At 72.1% G+C, this 15010-nt stretch carries 13 protein-coding genes and 1 riboswitch; of the genes, 7 read left to right on the top strand and 6 right to left on the bottom strand.

The features are described 5' to 3' along the window. Positions 1 to 286: 286 nt before the first annotated feature. The gene (locus tag MUY22_RS00855; protein ID WP_247055942.1) at positions 287 to 1519 is read left to right on the top strand and encodes an aldehyde dehydrogenase family protein; all 1233 of its coding nucleotides are present in this window, start codon (positions 287 to 289) and stop codon (positions 1517 to 1519) included. Between the two features lie 324 nt (positions 1520 to 1843). Here the strand turns inward: MUY22_RS00855 and MUY22_RS00850 are convergent, their stop codons facing one another. After that, positions 1844 to 2113 carry a hypothetical protein gene (locus MUY22_RS00850; RefSeq protein WP_247055940.1) on the bottom strand — a complete coding sequence of 90 codons (270 nt, stop codon included), beginning with the start codon at positions 2111 to 2113 and terminating at the stop codon, positions 1844 to 1846. 83 nt (positions 2114 to 2196) lie between these two features. Between MUY22_RS00850 and MUY22_RS00845 the strand changes: the two genes are divergently transcribed. Further along, complete coding sequence (locus tag MUY22_RS00845; RefSeq protein WP_247055938.1) at positions 2197 to 3288, top strand: dihydrofolate reductase family protein; 1092 nt, start codon at positions 2197 to 2199, stop codon at positions 3286 to 3288. A gap of 50 nt (positions 3289 to 3338) precedes the next feature. On the opposite strand, the gene MUY22_RS00840 is transcribed toward MUY22_RS00845, so the two are convergent. Both MUY22_RS00840 and cobN read right to left on the bottom strand, forming a co-directional pair. After that, positions 3339 to 4550 carry a chitinase gene (locus tag MUY22_RS00840; protein WP_247055936.1) on the bottom strand — a complete coding sequence of 404 codons (1212 nt, stop codon included), beginning with the start codon at positions 4548 to 4550 and terminating at the stop codon, positions 3339 to 3341. A gap of 236 nt (positions 4551 to 4786) precedes the next feature. Continuing rightward, entirely contained in the window at positions 4787 to 8377 is a 3591-nt protein-coding gene (cobN, locus tag MUY22_RS00835) for a cobaltochelatase subunit CobN (RefSeq protein WP_247055934.1), read from the bottom strand. Positions 8378 to 8426: 49 nt separating this feature from the next. Further along, positions 8427 to 8501, bottom strand: a riboswitch (cobalamin riboswitch). A 124-nt stretch (positions 8502 to 8625) separates the two neighbouring features. Here cobN and MUY22_RS00830 point away from each other — a divergent pair. Then, the gene (locus MUY22_RS00830; protein ID WP_247055932.1) at positions 8626 to 9354 is read left to right on the top strand and encodes a hypothetical protein; all 729 of its coding nucleotides are present in this window, start codon (positions 8626 to 8628) and stop codon (positions 9352 to 9354) included. Here the strand turns inward: MUY22_RS00830 and MUY22_RS00825 are convergent. Genes MUY22_RS00825 through MUY22_RS00815 form a run of 3 tightly spaced genes read right to left on the bottom strand, consistent with a single transcriptional unit; the run spans position 9351 to position 11356 of the window. Further along, the gene (locus tag MUY22_RS00825) at positions 9351 to 9584 is read right to left on the bottom strand and encodes a helix-turn-helix transcriptional regulator (RefSeq protein WP_247055931.1); all 234 of its coding nucleotides are present in this window, start codon (positions 9582 to 9584) and stop codon (positions 9351 to 9353) included. The genes MUY22_RS00830 and MUY22_RS00825 overlap by 4 nt on opposite strands. Before the next feature lie 3 nt (positions 9585 to 9587). Next, complete coding sequence (locus MUY22_RS00820; protein WP_247055928.1) at positions 9588 to 10433, bottom strand: ABC transporter permease; 846 nt, start codon at positions 10431 to 10433, stop codon at positions 9588 to 9590. After that, positions 10430 to 11356, bottom strand: a complete 927-nt coding sequence (locus MUY22_RS00815) for an ABC transporter ATP-binding protein (RefSeq protein WP_247055926.1) — start codon at positions 11354 to 11356, stop codon at positions 10430 to 10432. The genes MUY22_RS00820 and MUY22_RS00815 overlap by 4 nt, the downstream gene beginning before the upstream one ends. Positions 11357 to 11464: 108 nt before the next feature. On the opposite strand from MUY22_RS00815, the gene MUY22_RS00810 reads away from it, so the two are divergent. Genes MUY22_RS00810 through MUY22_RS00795 form a run of 4 tightly spaced genes read left to right on the top strand, consistent with a single transcriptional unit; the run spans position 11465 to position 14952 of the window. Continuing rightward, complete coding sequence (locus MUY22_RS00810) at positions 11465 to 11779, top strand: DUF6191 domain-containing protein (protein WP_247055924.1); 315 nt, start codon at positions 11465 to 11467, stop codon at positions 11777 to 11779. Positions 11780 to 11783: 4 nt separating this feature from the next. Next, positions 11784 to 12848: a precorrin-3B synthase gene (locus tag MUY22_RS00805; protein ID WP_247055922.1), complete on the top strand. Its 1065-nt coding sequence runs from the start codon at positions 11784 to 11786 to the stop codon at positions 12846 to 12848. Continuing rightward, positions 12845 to 13468: a precorrin-8X methylmutase gene (locus tag MUY22_RS00800; RefSeq protein ID WP_247055920.1), complete on the top strand. Its 624-nt coding sequence runs from the start codon at positions 12845 to 12847 to the stop codon at positions 13466 to 13468. The genes MUY22_RS00805 and MUY22_RS00800 overlap by 4 nt, the downstream gene beginning before the upstream one ends. After that, a complete protein-coding gene (locus MUY22_RS00795; protein WP_247055919.1) occupies positions 13465 to 14952 on the top strand; it encodes a precorrin-2 C(20)-methyltransferase in 1488 nt (495 codons plus the stop codon). The genes MUY22_RS00800 and MUY22_RS00795 overlap by 4 nt, the downstream gene beginning before the upstream one ends. Positions 14953 to 15010: the final 58 nt, after the last annotated feature.

The raw sequence follows: 15010 nt of genomic DNA, 5'->3' as shown, positions 1-15010 counted from the left end.
CGTGGCGGTGCTGCCGTGCTCCGGTACCGCTGGGTCGCGGCGCAGTCGAACCGTGGCGCACATGAGCCGTGGCGCACCTGAGCCCTGGCGCTCCCCACCGGGGAGCACTCGAAGCGTGGCGCACTCGACCCGTGGCAGGCTTGGACGCTGCGCACCTGAGCCGTGGCGCTCCCCGCCGCGGCGCGCTCGGGCCTGTGGTGCGCTCGACCCGTGGCGCCCCCTGGCCGCCGGGCCTGGCCCATGCGGCAAACTGGACTCTCGCTGGTCAGCCGGAGGGAGCCGAACGATGGACGAGGTCGCCAAGGCCGTGGAGGAATGCGCACGGGCTGCGAAGCTGGCCGCGCCGTCGCTTGCCGCAGCCAGTGCGGAGGCCGTGGACGCCGCCCTCGCCGGGATGGCCGAGCGCCTGCTCACGCACCGCGACGAGATTCTCGAGGCGAACCAGGCTGACGTCGAGCGCTCGAAGGCCGAGGGGATGAGCGCCGGTCTGCTCGACCGGCTCACCATCACCCCGGAGCGGCTGACCGGCATGGCCGAGCAGCTACGGCTGCTCGCCGGCGCGCCGCACCAGGAGCGCTCGGTCGAGGTGTCCACGCTGGACGGCGGGCTGCGGCTGGTCGAACGGCGCCGTCCGGTGGGCGTGATCGGCGCGAACTACGAGGCGCGCCCGAACGTCACGGTCGACGTGGCGTCGCAGCTGGTCAAGTCGCGCAACGCCGGCGTGCTGCGCACGGGTTCGGCCGCGCTCGGCTCGGCGCAGCGGCTGCGTGAGGTGGTCATCGCGCCGGCGCTGACGGCGGCCGGCATCGACGCCGACTGCGTCCAGCTGGTGCCGCGCGTGGAGCGCGAAGCCGCGTCCGCGCTGGTGCGGCTGCCGGACCTGGTGCCGCTGGTCATCCTGCGTGGCAGCGGGGACAGCACCCGCGCCCTCGCCACCGAAGCCGCGGTCCACGGCGTGCGCACGCTCGCCCACGCCGACGGCGGCGGCGTCCTGTACGTCGACCGCGGCGCGGACGTCACCAAGGCACGCGACCTGGTCTTCGCCAGCCTCGACCGGCTCGGGGTCTGCAACCGGCTCAACCTGCTGCTGATCCACGAGAACATCCACGACGACGTCTGGCCGGGCATCGCCGACGCGCTGGCCGAGCGGGGAGTAACGCCTTCGCTGGCCCCGCACGAACACGCGATCGGCTACGAGTGGGCCCTGGACTCCGACCGCGAGGCGACGGTCACGGTCGCCACGGTCGGCGCCCTCGCCGACGCCGTCGAGATCGCGAACGAGCAGACATCGGGCCTGGCCGCGGGCATCGCGACCGAGGACGAGGCCGCCGCCGACGCGTTCTTCGACGGCTACACCGGCACGGGCGTGTTCTGGAACGCCCCGACCCGCCTCCTGGACGGCTTCAAGCTCCTCGCGGTCCCGGAAACGGGCATCAACCTGGACAAGGTCCCCGGCCCCCGCGGCCCGGTGACGTACACGGACCTCTACGTCCGCCAGTACGCCGTCCTGCCCGCCTGACCACGACCCGCGGCGAAGGACCTGCTCGGCCGCCACGGACGGCGGCCGAGCAGGAGCCCGTCCGGATCCACAGGGCGACAGCACGCGGGGCGGAACCGGCCGGTCTGGGACTGCGGGCTGACCGCCGTGCCCCTGACTACCGCCAAGTTCTCGCGGCCGTCGCGCAGCACCTCGGACTGCCGTGCCGAGGCAGCTCCCAGAGCTGGAATCCCGTCGGCGCCGAAGCCCGCAGGAATCATTCCGCGCGGCTGGCAATCCGCGCATCGACCCCGCAGTGCCACCCTCCCCGGCGGTGCGACCCCCTGCGGTGCGAAACCTGCCGCGCTAGCGGCGGCGGCGCAGCTGCCGCACCGGGGCTATGCCGGTCAGCGTGTGCAGGTCGTCCGCAGTGTCGGCCGCGTTGGCCACCAGCTCCGGGCGGTCTTCCAGGTCGTGCAGGTGGCGGAAGATCGCCGTGGGGCCGTCGCCGACCGCGATGACCGCCACCAGGCGGCCCTCCGGGTCGCGGGTGAGGCCGGTCGTCACCGCTATCTCGCGACCGACCGTGTCGAGCGTGGTGAGCGTCCGCTCTTTCTGCCAGCCTCGCGTGGTCATGTTCCCCTGCTCCGAGTTCGGGTGGTGACACGTCGTAGACGTCCCGATCGCCCGCGGTGTTACAGCCCGGCATACTGGATCGGGTGATCGACCGGCCGCACGTCCTGCTTTCCGCCGCGCAGTCCCTCGACGGCTTCCTCGACGACACCTCGCCCGAACGGCTCGTGCTGTCCACTGAGGACGACTTCGCCGTCGTCGACCGGCTGCGGGCCGAGGCCGACGCCATCCTCGTCGGAGCCGGGACCGTGCGGGCCGACAACCCGCGGCTGCTCGTCCGGTCGCCCGACCTGCGGCGGCGACGCCTGGATCAGGGGAAATCCGAACAGCCGGTCAAGGTCACCCTGACCACCCGCGGCCTCGATCCCGGCGCGCAGTTCTTCACCGTCGGGGACACCGAGAAGATCGTCTACGCCCCGCCCGGCGCCGCGGACCAGCTCAAGCACGTCGCCACCGTCGTCGACGCCGGCGATCCGCCCGACTTCGGCCGCGTCCTCGACGACCTCGGCGCGCGCGGCATCAAGAACCTGCTGGTCGAGGGCGGTGGCGGGATCCACACGCGGTTCCTCGCCGAAGGGCTCGCCGACGAGCTTCGGCTGGCGATCGCGCCGTTCTTCGTCGGGCAGCCGGACGCTCCCCGGTTCGTCGGGCCCGGGCTCTACCCGCGGCCGCTGCGTCTCACCAGCGCCCGCGAACTGACCGGCATGGCGATCCTCGAGTACCGCGCGGCCGACGAGCCGACCGGCCGGGACGTCCAGCGGCTCAGGGAGGCCATCGCGCTCGCCGCCGACTGCCCGCCGAGCCACACCTTCCGGGTCGGGGCCGTCGTCACCGACGCCGACGGCGAGGTCATCGCGACCGGGCACTCCGGGGAGGGCGATCCGCTCAACCACGCCGAGGAATCGGCCCTCGCCAAGTGCGAAGGCGACCCACGGCTGGCCGGCGCGACCATCTACAGCTCGCTCGAACCCTGCAGCAACCGCAGCTCGCACCCGCGCAGCTGCACCCAGCTCATCCTCGACGCCGGGATCCCGCGGGTCGTGTTCGCCTGGCGCGAGCCGCCGGTCTTCGTCGACGCCCAGGGCACCGAGCTGCTGCGGCAGGCCGGGCGGCACGTCGTCGAGGTGCCCGCGCTGACCCCGGAGGTCCAGCGCGAGAACACCCACCTGACCTTCTGACGAGCGAAGGCCGCCCCGGGAAACCCGGGACGGCCTTCGGTGGAACAAGCTCAGCAGGCGCCGTTGTCGGTCCAGACGCCCCATTCGCCGGTCGTGCCCGGCTCTTCGCCCTGCGTCCACCACTTCGCGGTGAACTTGTGGCTGTTGTGCTTGACCACGTCGTCCTTCACGTAGACCTTCGCCTTGTCCCACTCCGCCGCGGTGCAGGAGCCGCCGCCCGGGGTGGTCGGGGTGGTGGTCGTCGGCGGGGTCGGCGTCGTCTGGGGCGGGGTCGCGCCGGCGAAGCGGACGCTGAACTTCGTGAAGTCCCAGTCGTTCTGCGGCACGTTGCTGCAGACGCCGTTGTCGGTCGTGCCGACGCAGGCGCGGTCGCGGTTGACCGACCAGAACGTGAAGCGGCCCAGGCCGTGGCTGGTCGCGTAGTCGTACACGGTCTGGAAGTCCGCGGTGTAGAACATCTCCGACGCGTCCGACTTGCCGTTCATGCCGGAGAAGCCTTCGTGCGAGTACGCCGTCGCGCTGTCCCAGCCCATGTGCGACATCAGCAGGCCGTGCAGGGCCTCGAGCGCGGACACCTGCGACGAGCCGCCGTTGAAGCCGCCGTCGAACGGCATGATCGAGAAGTTGTTGGGGGAGAAGCCGATCGACTTCGCCTGGTCGAGCAGCTGCGTGCCGAACCAGCCGGTGCCGGCCGCGGTGCCCGGCATGGTCACCGACACGAACAGGCCGGGGTTGTTGGCCTGCAACGTCTTCGCCGCGCCAAGCTCGTTCGCGATGGCCGCGGTGTTCTCGTACTCCGGCTCTTCGAGGTCGAAGTCGATCGCCTTGAGCGAGTACTTCGAGATGACCTGCTGGTACGCGGCGGCGGTGGCGGCCACGGTCCCGCAGGTCTGGCCGAGCTTCGTGCCGCCGTAACCGCCGACGGACACCGAGACGTCACCACCCGCGCCGCGGATCCGGGAGATCACGCCGGCGACGTTCGTGTCCGAGGAGACCGCGGCCGTGCCGTCCCAGGTCGGGCTGCAGCCGCCGCCGTTGGGCGCCAGGATGAACGCCAGCTGGAACGCCTTGAGCCCGGTCGCGTTCATCACGGTGACCGGGTCGGGAGGATTGTTGCTCACGGGCATCAGATACGGCGCCGCGGCGTACCAGTTGTTGCCCAGCGCCGCTGTCGCGGAGGGCGCGCCGATCACGAGACTCACTGCTGTACCGATGAAGGTGGCGGCGGCGAGCCCGACGGCGGCCAGTCTGCTTCTGCGCATGATCTGTCCTCCCGGTGGGGTTCGAGGGTGGTCAGATCATTGGACTAGACCATTTCAAAGTCAAGACGAAGGCGGGGTTACGGGCGAAACCCGAGAAATGTCGCATTCCGAAGACGACGAAAGGCGGTTGCGCCACCGACGCAACCGCCTCCAGTCAAGTCGCTCAGCGCAGGGCGCCAAGAGGCAGGCTCCCACTTCCACATGGATTGGTCGCGGCATCGATGGGGACAACTGCGTCACTCCGACTCCAGGTCGCCCTCCAAGGACAGGTAGACCTCGCGCATCTGGGCCAGCAGTTCGGGGTCCGGCTCCTCCCACAGGCCGCGATCCGCCGCTTCGTTCAAGCGCTCCACGATTCCGCGTAGCGCCCACGGGTTCGCCTTGCGCAGGAACTCCTGGTTCGTCTCGTCCAGGACGTACGTCTCGGTCAGCTTCTCGTACATCCAGTCGCCGACCACGCCCGCTGTTGCGTCGAAGCCGAAGAGGTAGTCCACCGTGGCCGCCAGCTCGAATGCGCCCTTGTAGCCGTGACGCCTCATCGCCGCCAGCCAGCGGGGGTTCACCACGCGGGCGCGGAACACGCGCGCCGTCTCCTCGCCCAGGGTGCGGGTGCGGACCGCGTCCGGGGTGGTGCTGTCGCCCACGTAGGACGCCGGGGCCGTGCCCGTCAGCGCGCGGACCGTGGCGATCATGCCGCCGTGGTACTGGAAGTAATCGTCCGAGTCGGCGATGTCGTGCTCGCGGGTGTCGGTGTTCTTGGCCGCCACCACGATCCGCTTGTACGAGCTCTCCATGTCCTCGCGCGCCGGGCGGCCGTCCAGGTCGCGGCCGTACGCGAAGCCGCCCCAGACCGCGTACACCTCGGCCAGGTCCTTGTCGTCGCGCCAGTTGCCGGACTCCATCAGCGGCAGCAGGCCGGCGCCGTACGCGCCCGGCTTCGAGCCGAAGATCCGGGTCGTCGCGCGGCGCGTGTCGCCGTGCGTCGCCACGTCGGCGTCGACGTGTGCTCGCACGAAGTTCTCCGAAGGGGGCTCGTCCAGGCCGGCTACCAGCCGTACCGCGTCGTCCATCATCGTGATGACGTGCGGGAACGCGTCGCGGAAGAAGCCGCTGATGCGGATCGTGACGTCGATGCGCGGGCGGCCCAGCTCGGCCAGGGGAATCGCCTCGATGCCGGTGACGCGCCGTGACGCCTCGTCCCACACCGGCTGGACGCCCAGCAGCGCCAGGACCTCCGCGGCGTCGTCGCCGGACGTCCGCATCGCCGACGTGCCCCACACCGACAGCCCGACCGAACGCGGCCAGTCGCCGGTGTCCTCGCGGTAGCGGCGCAGCAGCGAGTCCGCGAGCGCCTGGCCGGTCTCCCAGGCCAGCCGGCTCGGGATGGCCTTCGGGTCGACCGTGTAGAAGTTCCGGCCGGTCGGCAGCACGTTGACCAGCCCGCGCAACGGCGACCCGCTCGGCCCGGCCGGGATGTAGCCGCCGTCCAGCGCGTGCAGGATCGCGTCGAGCTCGCCCGCGGTCGCCGCCAGCCGCGGCACGATCTCGTTCGCCGCGAACTCCAGGATCAGCCGGACCTGCTCGTCCGGGCCGCCCAGCTTGTCGTCGATGATCCCGCGCACCGCCGTGACGTCCCAGGAGCGCCACTCCATCGCTTCGATCAGCGAGCGCGCCGTCTTCTCGATCTTGTCCACTTCGGACGTCGGCGCGTCGGAGTTCTCCTTGAGCCCCAACGCCGACCGCAGCCCGGGGATCGCGCCTTGCTTGCCGCCCCAGATCTGCTGGGCGCGCAGCATCGCGAGCACGAGGTTGACGCGCGCCTCGCCGGTGGGCGCGGCGCCGAGGATGTGCAGGCCGTCGCGGATCTGGGCGTCCTTGACCTCGCACAGCCAGCCGTCGATGTGCAGCAGGAAGTCGTCGAACTCGGCGTCGTGCGGGCGCTGCTCGACGCCGAGGTCGTGGTCGAGCTTCGCGGCCTGGATGAGCGTCCAGATCTGTGCGCGCACGGCGGGCAGCTTGGCCGGGTCCATCGCCGCGATGTTCGCGTGCTCGTCGAGCAGCTGCTCCAGCCGCGCCATGTCGCCGTACGACTCGGCGCGCGCCATCGGCGGGATCAGGTGGTCGACGATCGTCGCGTGCGCCCGCCGTTTCGCCTGCGCGCCCTCGCCGGGGTCGTTGATCAGGAACGGGTAGATCAGCGGCAGGTTCCCGAGCACGGCGTCCGGCGCGCACGACGCCGAGAGCCCGGCCGTCTTGCCCGGCAGCCATTCGAGGGACCCGTGCTTGCCCAGGTGGACGACGGCGTGCGCGCCGAACTCCTCCTCCAGCCAGCGGTAGGCGGCCAGGTAGTGGTGGCTCGGCGGCAGGTCCGGGTTGTGGTAGATCGCGACGGGGTTCTCGCCGAACCCGCGCGGCGGCTGGATCATGATGATGACGTTGCCGCTCTGCAGCGACGCCAGCACGATGTCGCCGTTGTCGACGTACAGCTCGCCGGGCGCCGGACCCCAGTGCCCTTCGACGCCTTCGCGCAGCTCCGCGGGCAGCGCGTCGAACCACTCCTGGTAGCGCGCGGCGGGCACCCGGATCGGGTTGCCGGCCAGCTGCTCCTCGGTGAGCCACTCCGGGTCCTGGCCGCCGGCGGCGATCAGCGCGTGGATCAGGGCGTCACCGTCGGGCTGGTCGGTGCCGGTCGGCTCGACGCCCGGGAACGCGTCCGCGCCCAGGTCGTAGCCCAGATCCCGCATCCGCCGCAGCAGCTCGATGACCGACGCGGGCGTGTCCAGCCCGACCGCGTTGCCGACGCGGGAGTGCTTCGTCGGGTACGCGGACAGCATCAGCGCGATGCGCCGCTCCGGAGCGGGCGTGTGCCGGAGACGCGCGTGCGCCAGGGCGATCTTCGCGACGCGGGACGCGCGCTCGGCGTCCGGGATGTACCGCGGCAACCCGTCTTCGTCGAGCTCCTTGAACGAGAACGGCACGGTGATGAGCCGGCCGTCGAACTCCGGGACGGCCATCTGGTTGCCGGCGTCCAGCGGGGAGAGGCCCTCGTCGCTCGCCGCCCACGTCTCGCGGTCGCTGGTCAGGCACAGCGCCTGCAGGATCGGGACGTCCAGCGCGGCCATCTCGGCGACGTCCCACGCCTCGTCGTCGCCCCCGGCGCCCACCTCGGACGGCTTCGTGCCACCCGCCGCGAGCACCGTGACCAGCAGCGCGTCGACCTTGCCCAGCTCGGCCATCATCTCCGGCTCGCGCGTCCGCAGCGACGCCGTGTAGACCGGCAGCGCGCGCCCGCCCGCGGCCTCGATCCGATCGGCGAGCGTGTGCACGAACGCCGTGTTCCCGGACAGGTGGTGCGCGCGGTAGTAGAGGATCCCGATGACCGGGCCGTCCGTGTGCGAAGGAGGCCGCTCGAGGATGCCCCAGCCGGGCTGCACGGCGGGCGGCTCGAAGCCGTCGCCGGTGAGCAGGAGCGTGTCGGACAGGAACCGGTGCAGCTGCGTGAGGTTCGCCGGCCCGCCCTGCGCGAGGTAGGCATGGGCCTCGGCGGCGATGCCCGCCGGGACGTTCGAGAGCTTCATCAGCTCGGCGTCCGGCGTCTGCTCCCCGCCCAGGACGACGACGTGCGCGCCCGAGGAGAGCAGCGTGTCGAGGCCCTCCTGCCAGCTCCGCGGGGTGCCGAGGATGCGGACGACCACGATGCGCACGCCGTCGAGCAGGCCCGGCAGCTCGGCGACGTCGAGCCGCGAGGGGTTCGCCAGCCGGAACTCGCCGTCGCACGAACGCGCGCTGAGCAGGTCGGTGTCCGAAGTGGACAGAAGCAGGATCACGAGGTTCCTCCTCGGGGTCCGCGCCCCGGGTAGACGGGCGCGCCGGCCGGAGTTCCTGGCTTCCCGGAGAGCGGGCTCTCCGGTGACAGTGGCGGGACCGCCCCGGACTCTCACCGGGTTCCTCCACCTGCCGACGCGTGGGTATCGGACTCACTCTCCGGTGCGCCCGGGCGTGGCGTCAAGGTGACGTGCACGGCTCCCGGGTCGGTAGCCTGGTGGCCGGGCTACAGGATCGGGGTAGGGCCACGGTGGATTCCTTCCTCCACGACTTCACCGACGCGCAGTCGAGCCGCCACCCGTACCGCGTGCCGACCGCGGCGGAACTCCGGATCGCCGAAACGGGGTTCGCCGCGTTCCTCGACCGGCGGCCGCACGACCTCGCCGAGCTGGGGTTTTCCGTCGAGGACGACACCCTGGTCGTGCAGGAGCCCGGCACCGAACGCGCGTGGGGGCTCTACGTCGTCGACCGGTCCGCGCCGCCCTCGCTGGTCGTCGAGGTGCCGCACGCCTCCTCCGACCTGCGGACCGAACGGCTCGGCCTGGCCCTCTTCCGCGAGACACCCGGGGCCGTGCTCGTGGTCGGGGGCGCGCACCGCCGGCGGGAGGACCCCGCGCACGAGACCCGCAGCGTCTTCCACGTCGTGACGACGCTGCTCGCCCGGCGCGGCCTGCCGCAGGTGCAGCTCCACGGCTTCGGCGACGCCACCCTGACCTCGGCCGACGTCGTGCTCTCGGCCGGCGCGGCCGAGGCCGGCGACGCGGCCCGCCGGGCGGCGGACCGGCTCACCGCCGACGGCTTCCGCGTCTGCCGGGCCTGGGCCGAGCCCTGCCGGGGCCTGGCTGGCACCACGAACGTGCAGAGCCAGGCCGCCGCGGGCACGCCGTTCCTGCACGTCGAGCTCAGCCGCACGGTCCGCGAGACCCGCCGCGCCGACGTCGTCCGCGCGCTGGTGGACGCCGACCTTCGCAAGCCCTAAGCGGACCGCTCTCCCAGCCGCGGGAACGGCTTCATCGAGAACAGGACCTCGACGTTGACCTCGAAGAAGTCCGCGATCCGCAGGGCCAGGTAGAGGCTCGGGCTGTACTCGCCGCGCTCGAGGTAGCCGATCGTCTGGTAGTGCACGCCCAGCGCGTCGGCCAGCTCGCGGCGGGAGATCGACCGCTCCGCGCGCAGCATCGCGATCCGGTTGTAGACGACCTCGCTCATGACTCACCCCACACGCTGCATGGCCTTCTCCCGCCGTTCGGCCACCGACGAACCCGACTCGCGCCGCGCCATGCGGCGGAGCAGGACCGGGGCCAGGGCCAATCCGATCACGGACCACGCGACGAGCACGGCGAGGGTCGGCAACGGCCGCCACGAATGGCCGATCTCGGCGACGACCGCGCTGTCCGGCAGCAGCGCCGAGCGCATGCCGAGGCCCAGCCAGTACATCGGGAACACCTGCGCGATGCCCTGGACCCAGACCGGCAGCGCGATCACCGGGTAGAAGATCCCGGAGATCGCGCCCAGCCCCATGACCGGCAGCACGATCAGCCCCGTCGACCGCGGGCTGCTGATCAGCGAACCCAGCGCGGCCCCGATCGGCAGGGTCGCGAACAGCCCCAGTACCAGCACGCCCAGCAGGTGCAGGTAGGACCAGAGGCCGTCGGGCCCCAGCGACGGGTACAGGAACAGGCACGGGATCAGGACCACCAGCAGCGACGCCCCCTGCCCGAGCGACAGCGTCGTGGTCTTCCCGACCAGGTAGCCGAGCATGCCGTTCGGCGTCGCCTTCGCCCGCAGCAGCGTGCCGTCCTCGCGGTCGATGACCAGGTAGCTCGCCGCGCCGGTGAGCCCGGTGAACACGATCCCGGCGCCGAGCACGCCGGGCACGGTCGCCGCGCCGAGGGAGAACCCGGTGCCGGGCACCGTCGCGTCGCGCATGAAGAACACCACGCCGAGGAAGAGCGCGGCGAAGACGATCTGGCCGACCAGGTCCTCGCGGTTGGTCCAGGTCTGCTTGAACTCGATCCAGCCGCGGGCCAGCCCGGCCCGCACCGCGACGGTGTTCATCGCGCACCCGCTTCCTGGAGGCCGAGTTCCGTCTCGCCGTCGGTTTCGGCGCGGTGGACGAGTGTCATGTAGGTGTCCTCCAGCGACGCGCGGCGGACTTCGAGATCCGCCACCGCCTCGCCGTGCTGCTTGAACAGGTCGTGGACGTACTTCGTGGCCTCGGTCGTCGAGTGGACGAAGTGCCGGCCGTCGATCGTCCAGCGGACCTCGGCCTCGCCGGCGATCTGCCGGCTCAGCGCGTCGGCCGAGCCGTCGGCGATGATCCGGCCGCCGTTGAGGATGAGGATCCGGTCGGCCAGCTTCTCGGCTTCGTCGAGGTCGTGCGTGGTCAGCAGGATCGTGGTGTCCAGCTCGTCGGACAGCCGGTGCACCAGGTCGTGGAACTCGCGCCGGGCCTCCGGGTCGAAGCCCGCGGTGGGCTCGTCGAGGAAGAGCAGCTCCGGCCGGCCGACGATGCCGATCGCGACGTCCAGCCGCCGGCGCTGGCCACCCGAAAGGGTCTTGATCTTCTTGTGCGCGTGGTCGGTGAGCCCGACCGCCGCGATCAGCTCGTCGGCGTCCCACGGCCGCGTGCACGCCGGTGTCGAGTACGGCGCGTAGTACCGGCCGAGGTGGGCGAGCAGTTCGCGGACGCGCCACTTCCCGTGGTCGCGCCAGGACTGGAGCACGACCCCCAGGCGGGCCCGCCAGTCCTCGCCGCCGTGGGCCGGGTCGACGCCCAGCACGCTCACCTCGCCGGCCGACCGCATCCGGAAGCCCTCGAGGATCTCGATCGTCGTGGTCTTGCCCGCGCCGTTCGGCCCGAGCAGGCACACGACCTCACCCCGGTACGCCTCGAACCCGACGCCGTGCAGGACGTCGTTCGCGCCGTAGCGCATCCGCAGCCCGCTCACGCGGACCACGGGATCCGCTGGATCTCTCATGACCTGACCCCCATCCGACTGATGCGATCGAATGTAGCACACCTGCTACATTCGGTCGGACTTGTGGGGTACCCGGAACTTGACCGGCGGTCATCCGGTTCGCGGTGCATGGGAACTTGGCTGGGGCTGGCCCTTCCGGGCGGCGTGGTGATCCTGCTGGTCATGGCCGCGATCGAGCTGCGGCCGCGCAAGAACGGCTCGCGGTTCAAGGCGCGGCTGTCCGCGACCTACGTCGAAGAGACCACCGCGTTCCTCTACGGCACCAAGCGGCGTGAGCTGGAACACCGGGAAACGATGTCCATGCTCGTCGAGCAGGACGCCGACGGCGCGCCTCCCCGGCGTGACGTGGACCTGGACGCCGGAACGGCCGTGCTGCGCCCGCGTCCGGCCGCGAGGGAGCCCGGGAACCGCGAGTTACAGTGACCTCATGCCGACCCCCGCGCGTGTGCGAGCCGACGCGTGCCCCGGTGTTTTCGCCACCCACGACGCCGCGGACGGCCCGTTGGCGCGGGTGCGGCTGCCCGGGGGTGCGGTTTCCGCCGTGCAGCTGCGGGCGCTGGCCGACTGCGCCGAGGCGTGCGGCGACGGCGACCTCCACCTGACCTCGCGCGGCAACGTCCAGCTGCGCGGGGTGACCCGGCCCGGCCTCGCGGGCCGGCTGGCCGACGCGGGCCTGCTGCCGTCGCCGTCGCACGAGCGGGTCCGGAACGTCCTCGCCTCGCCGCTGAGCGGCCTGACCGGCGGGCTCGCCGACGTCCGCGGGCTGGCGGCCGCGCTCGACGCCGTCCTGTGCGCGACGCCGGAGCTGGCGTCGCTGCCCGGGCGGTTCCTCTTCGCGTTCGACGACGGACGTGGTGACGTGGCCGGCGAAGGCGCCGACGTCTGCTGGCGCGCGACCGGTCCCTCCGAAGGAACCCTGCTGCTCGCGGGCGGTGACACCGGACGTCGCGTGGCTCTGGCTGACGCCGTCTCGACGCTGATCGACGTCGCGCTGGAGTTCCTCCGGGTGCGCGGGTCCGCTTGGCGCGTCGCCGAGCTGGACGACCCGGCGTGGCGCGGGGCGCCGGTGCCGCGGGTCGACGTTCAGGTCCCGGTCGGGATGCTGTCCGCGTCCGCCGCGGGGGTGATCCCGCGGTTCGGGCAGCTCTCGGCCGCGCAGGCCCGCGCGCTGGCCTCCTGCGGGCCGGCGGTGGTCACGCCGTGGAAGTCCGTGGTGCTGCCGGACGCGCCCGCCGATGTCTTCGAGCGGCTCGGCTTCGGTGGCGAGCCCCTGGGGACCAGCGCGTGCATCGGCCGTCCGGGCTGCGCGAAGTCGCGCGCCGACGTCCGCGCCGACGCCGTGTTCCGGTCCGGGCTGCGCGCGCACTTCTCGGGCTGTGAGCGGCGGTGCGGGAAGCCGTCGCAGTCCACTGTGGACGTTGTCGCCGAAGCGGGCGGCTACCGGGTCGACGGCCGGTGGGTGCCGTTCGAAGAGCTGAAAGGAACGCTGTGATCGACTACCTGCGGGACGGTGCCGAGATCTACCGGCACTCGTTCGCCACGATCCGCGAGGAAGCGGACCTGGCGATCCTGCCCGACGACGTGGCCGGCCTGGCGGTCCGGATGATCCACGCCTGCGGCATGGTCGATCTGGTCGACGACGTGCGGTACACCCTCGACGTCGTCGAGTCCGGCCGTGCCGCGCTGGAGGCGGGCGCGCCGATCCTGTGCGACGCGCAGATGATCGCCAGCGGCGTCACCCGGCGTCGCCTGCCCGCGGGCAACGAAGTCGTCTGCACGCTGTCGGACCCCAGCGTGCCCGGCCTCGCCGAGCGGATGGGCACGACGCGTTCGGCGGCGGCCTTGGAACTGTGGCGTGACAAGCTGCCCGGCTCGGTCGTGGCGATCGGCAACGCGCCGACCGCGCTGTTCCGCTTGCTGGAGATCCTGGACGAAGGCGCCGGAGCGCCGGCGGCGATCATCGGCGTGCCGGTCGGGTTCGTCGGCGCGGCGGAGTCCAAAGTAGAGCTGGCGAAGCGGGCACCCGCGCCGTACCTGGTGGTGCACGGACGTCGTGGCGGCAGCGCGATGGCCGTCGCCGCGATCAACGCGTTGGCGAGCACCGAAGAATGACCGGCACGCTGTACGGCGTCGGGCTCGGCCCCGGCGACCCGGAACTCATGACGGTCAAGGCCGCGCGGCTGATCTCGGAAGCCGCGGTGATCGCGTACCACAGCGCGCGGCACGGCCGGAGCATCGCGCGGTCGGTGGCCGAGCCGTACCTGCGTGCGGGGCAGATCGAGGAGAAGCTCGTCTACCCGGTCACGACCGAGACGACCGACCACCCCGGCGGCTACGAGGGCGCGATCGCGGACTTCTACGAGCTGAGCGCGAAACGGCTCGCCGAGCACCTGGACGCGGGCCGCGACGTCGTGGTGCTCTGCGAAGGCGATCCGTTCTTCTACGGCTCGTACATGTACATGCACGAACGGCTTTCCGGCCGGTTCGCCGCCGTGGTCGTGCCGGGGGTGACGTCGGTGAGCGCGGCGTCGTCGGTGCTCGGCCGCCCGCTGGTCCAGCGCGACGAGGTCCTGACGATCCTGCCGGGCACCCTGCCCGCGCCGGAACTGGCCCGGCGTCTCGCGGACACCGACGCGGCGGCGGTGGTGAAGCTGGGACGCACGTTCGGTTCGGTGCGGGAGGCGCTGGCGGAGGCCGGGAAGCTCGACGACGCGTTCTACATCGAGCGCGCGACGTGGGGGGAGCAGCGGATTTCGCCGTTGGCTTCGGTGGATCCCGCTTCGGTGCCGTACTTCTCGCTGGCGTTGCTGCCTTCGCCGGCTTACGCGTCTCGTCAGGCTACCGCGGTCGCTCCGGTTCCTTCGACGGCCACCGGCGAGGTCGTCGTGGTCGGGCTGGGGCCCGCCGGTCCGGAGTGGCTGACGCCGGAGGCCTCGGCCGAACTGGAGGCGGCGGAACACATCGTCGGGTACGGCCCGTACGTCGCGCGGGTGCCGCAGAAGGCCGGGCAGCAGCGGCACGCGTCGGGCAACCGGGTCGAGGCGGACCGCGCGGTGGAGGCGTTGTCGCTGGCCGCTTCCGGCGCTCGCGTGGCCGTGGTCTCCTCGGGCGATCCGGGGGTGTTCGCGATGGCGTCGGCGGTGCTGGAGCAGGTGTCTTCGGGTCACGGCGCGGGCGTCCGGGTCCGGATCGTCCCGGGCGTGACGGCGGCCCAGGCGGCGGCGTCCCGGGTCGGCGCGCCGCTGGGGCACGACTACTGCGTGCTCTCGCTGTCGGATCGGTTGAAGCCGTGGGAGATCATCGAGAAGCGCTTGGACGCGGCCGGCGCGGCGGATCTGGTGCTGGCGCTGTACAACCCGGCTTCGCGGACTCGTACGACCCAGCTCGCGGACGCCCGCTCTGTCTTGCTGCGGCACCGCTCGCCGTCGACTCCGGTCGTGGTGGCGCGGGACGTCGGCGGCCCGGAGGAGGACGTCCGGATCACGACGCTGGGCGAGCTGGACCCGTCCACTGTGGACATGCGCTGCCTGCTGATCGTGGGCTCGTCCCGCACCCGCGCGGAGAACGGCATCGTCTGGACGCCCCGCAGCTACTGAAAGCCGTGAAGGACTCCTTACCGGCCGTAAGAGCCGGGAAGGAGTCCTTCACGGACAA

This window comes from Amycolatopsis sp. WQ 127309, from assembly GCF_023023025.1.
Classification (GTDB): domain Bacteria; phylum Actinomycetota; class Actinomycetes; order Mycobacteriales; family Pseudonocardiaceae; genus Amycolatopsis.
Note: the sequence above shows the minus strand (reverse complement) of the source record. Positions and strands in the feature narration are given on the sequence as shown.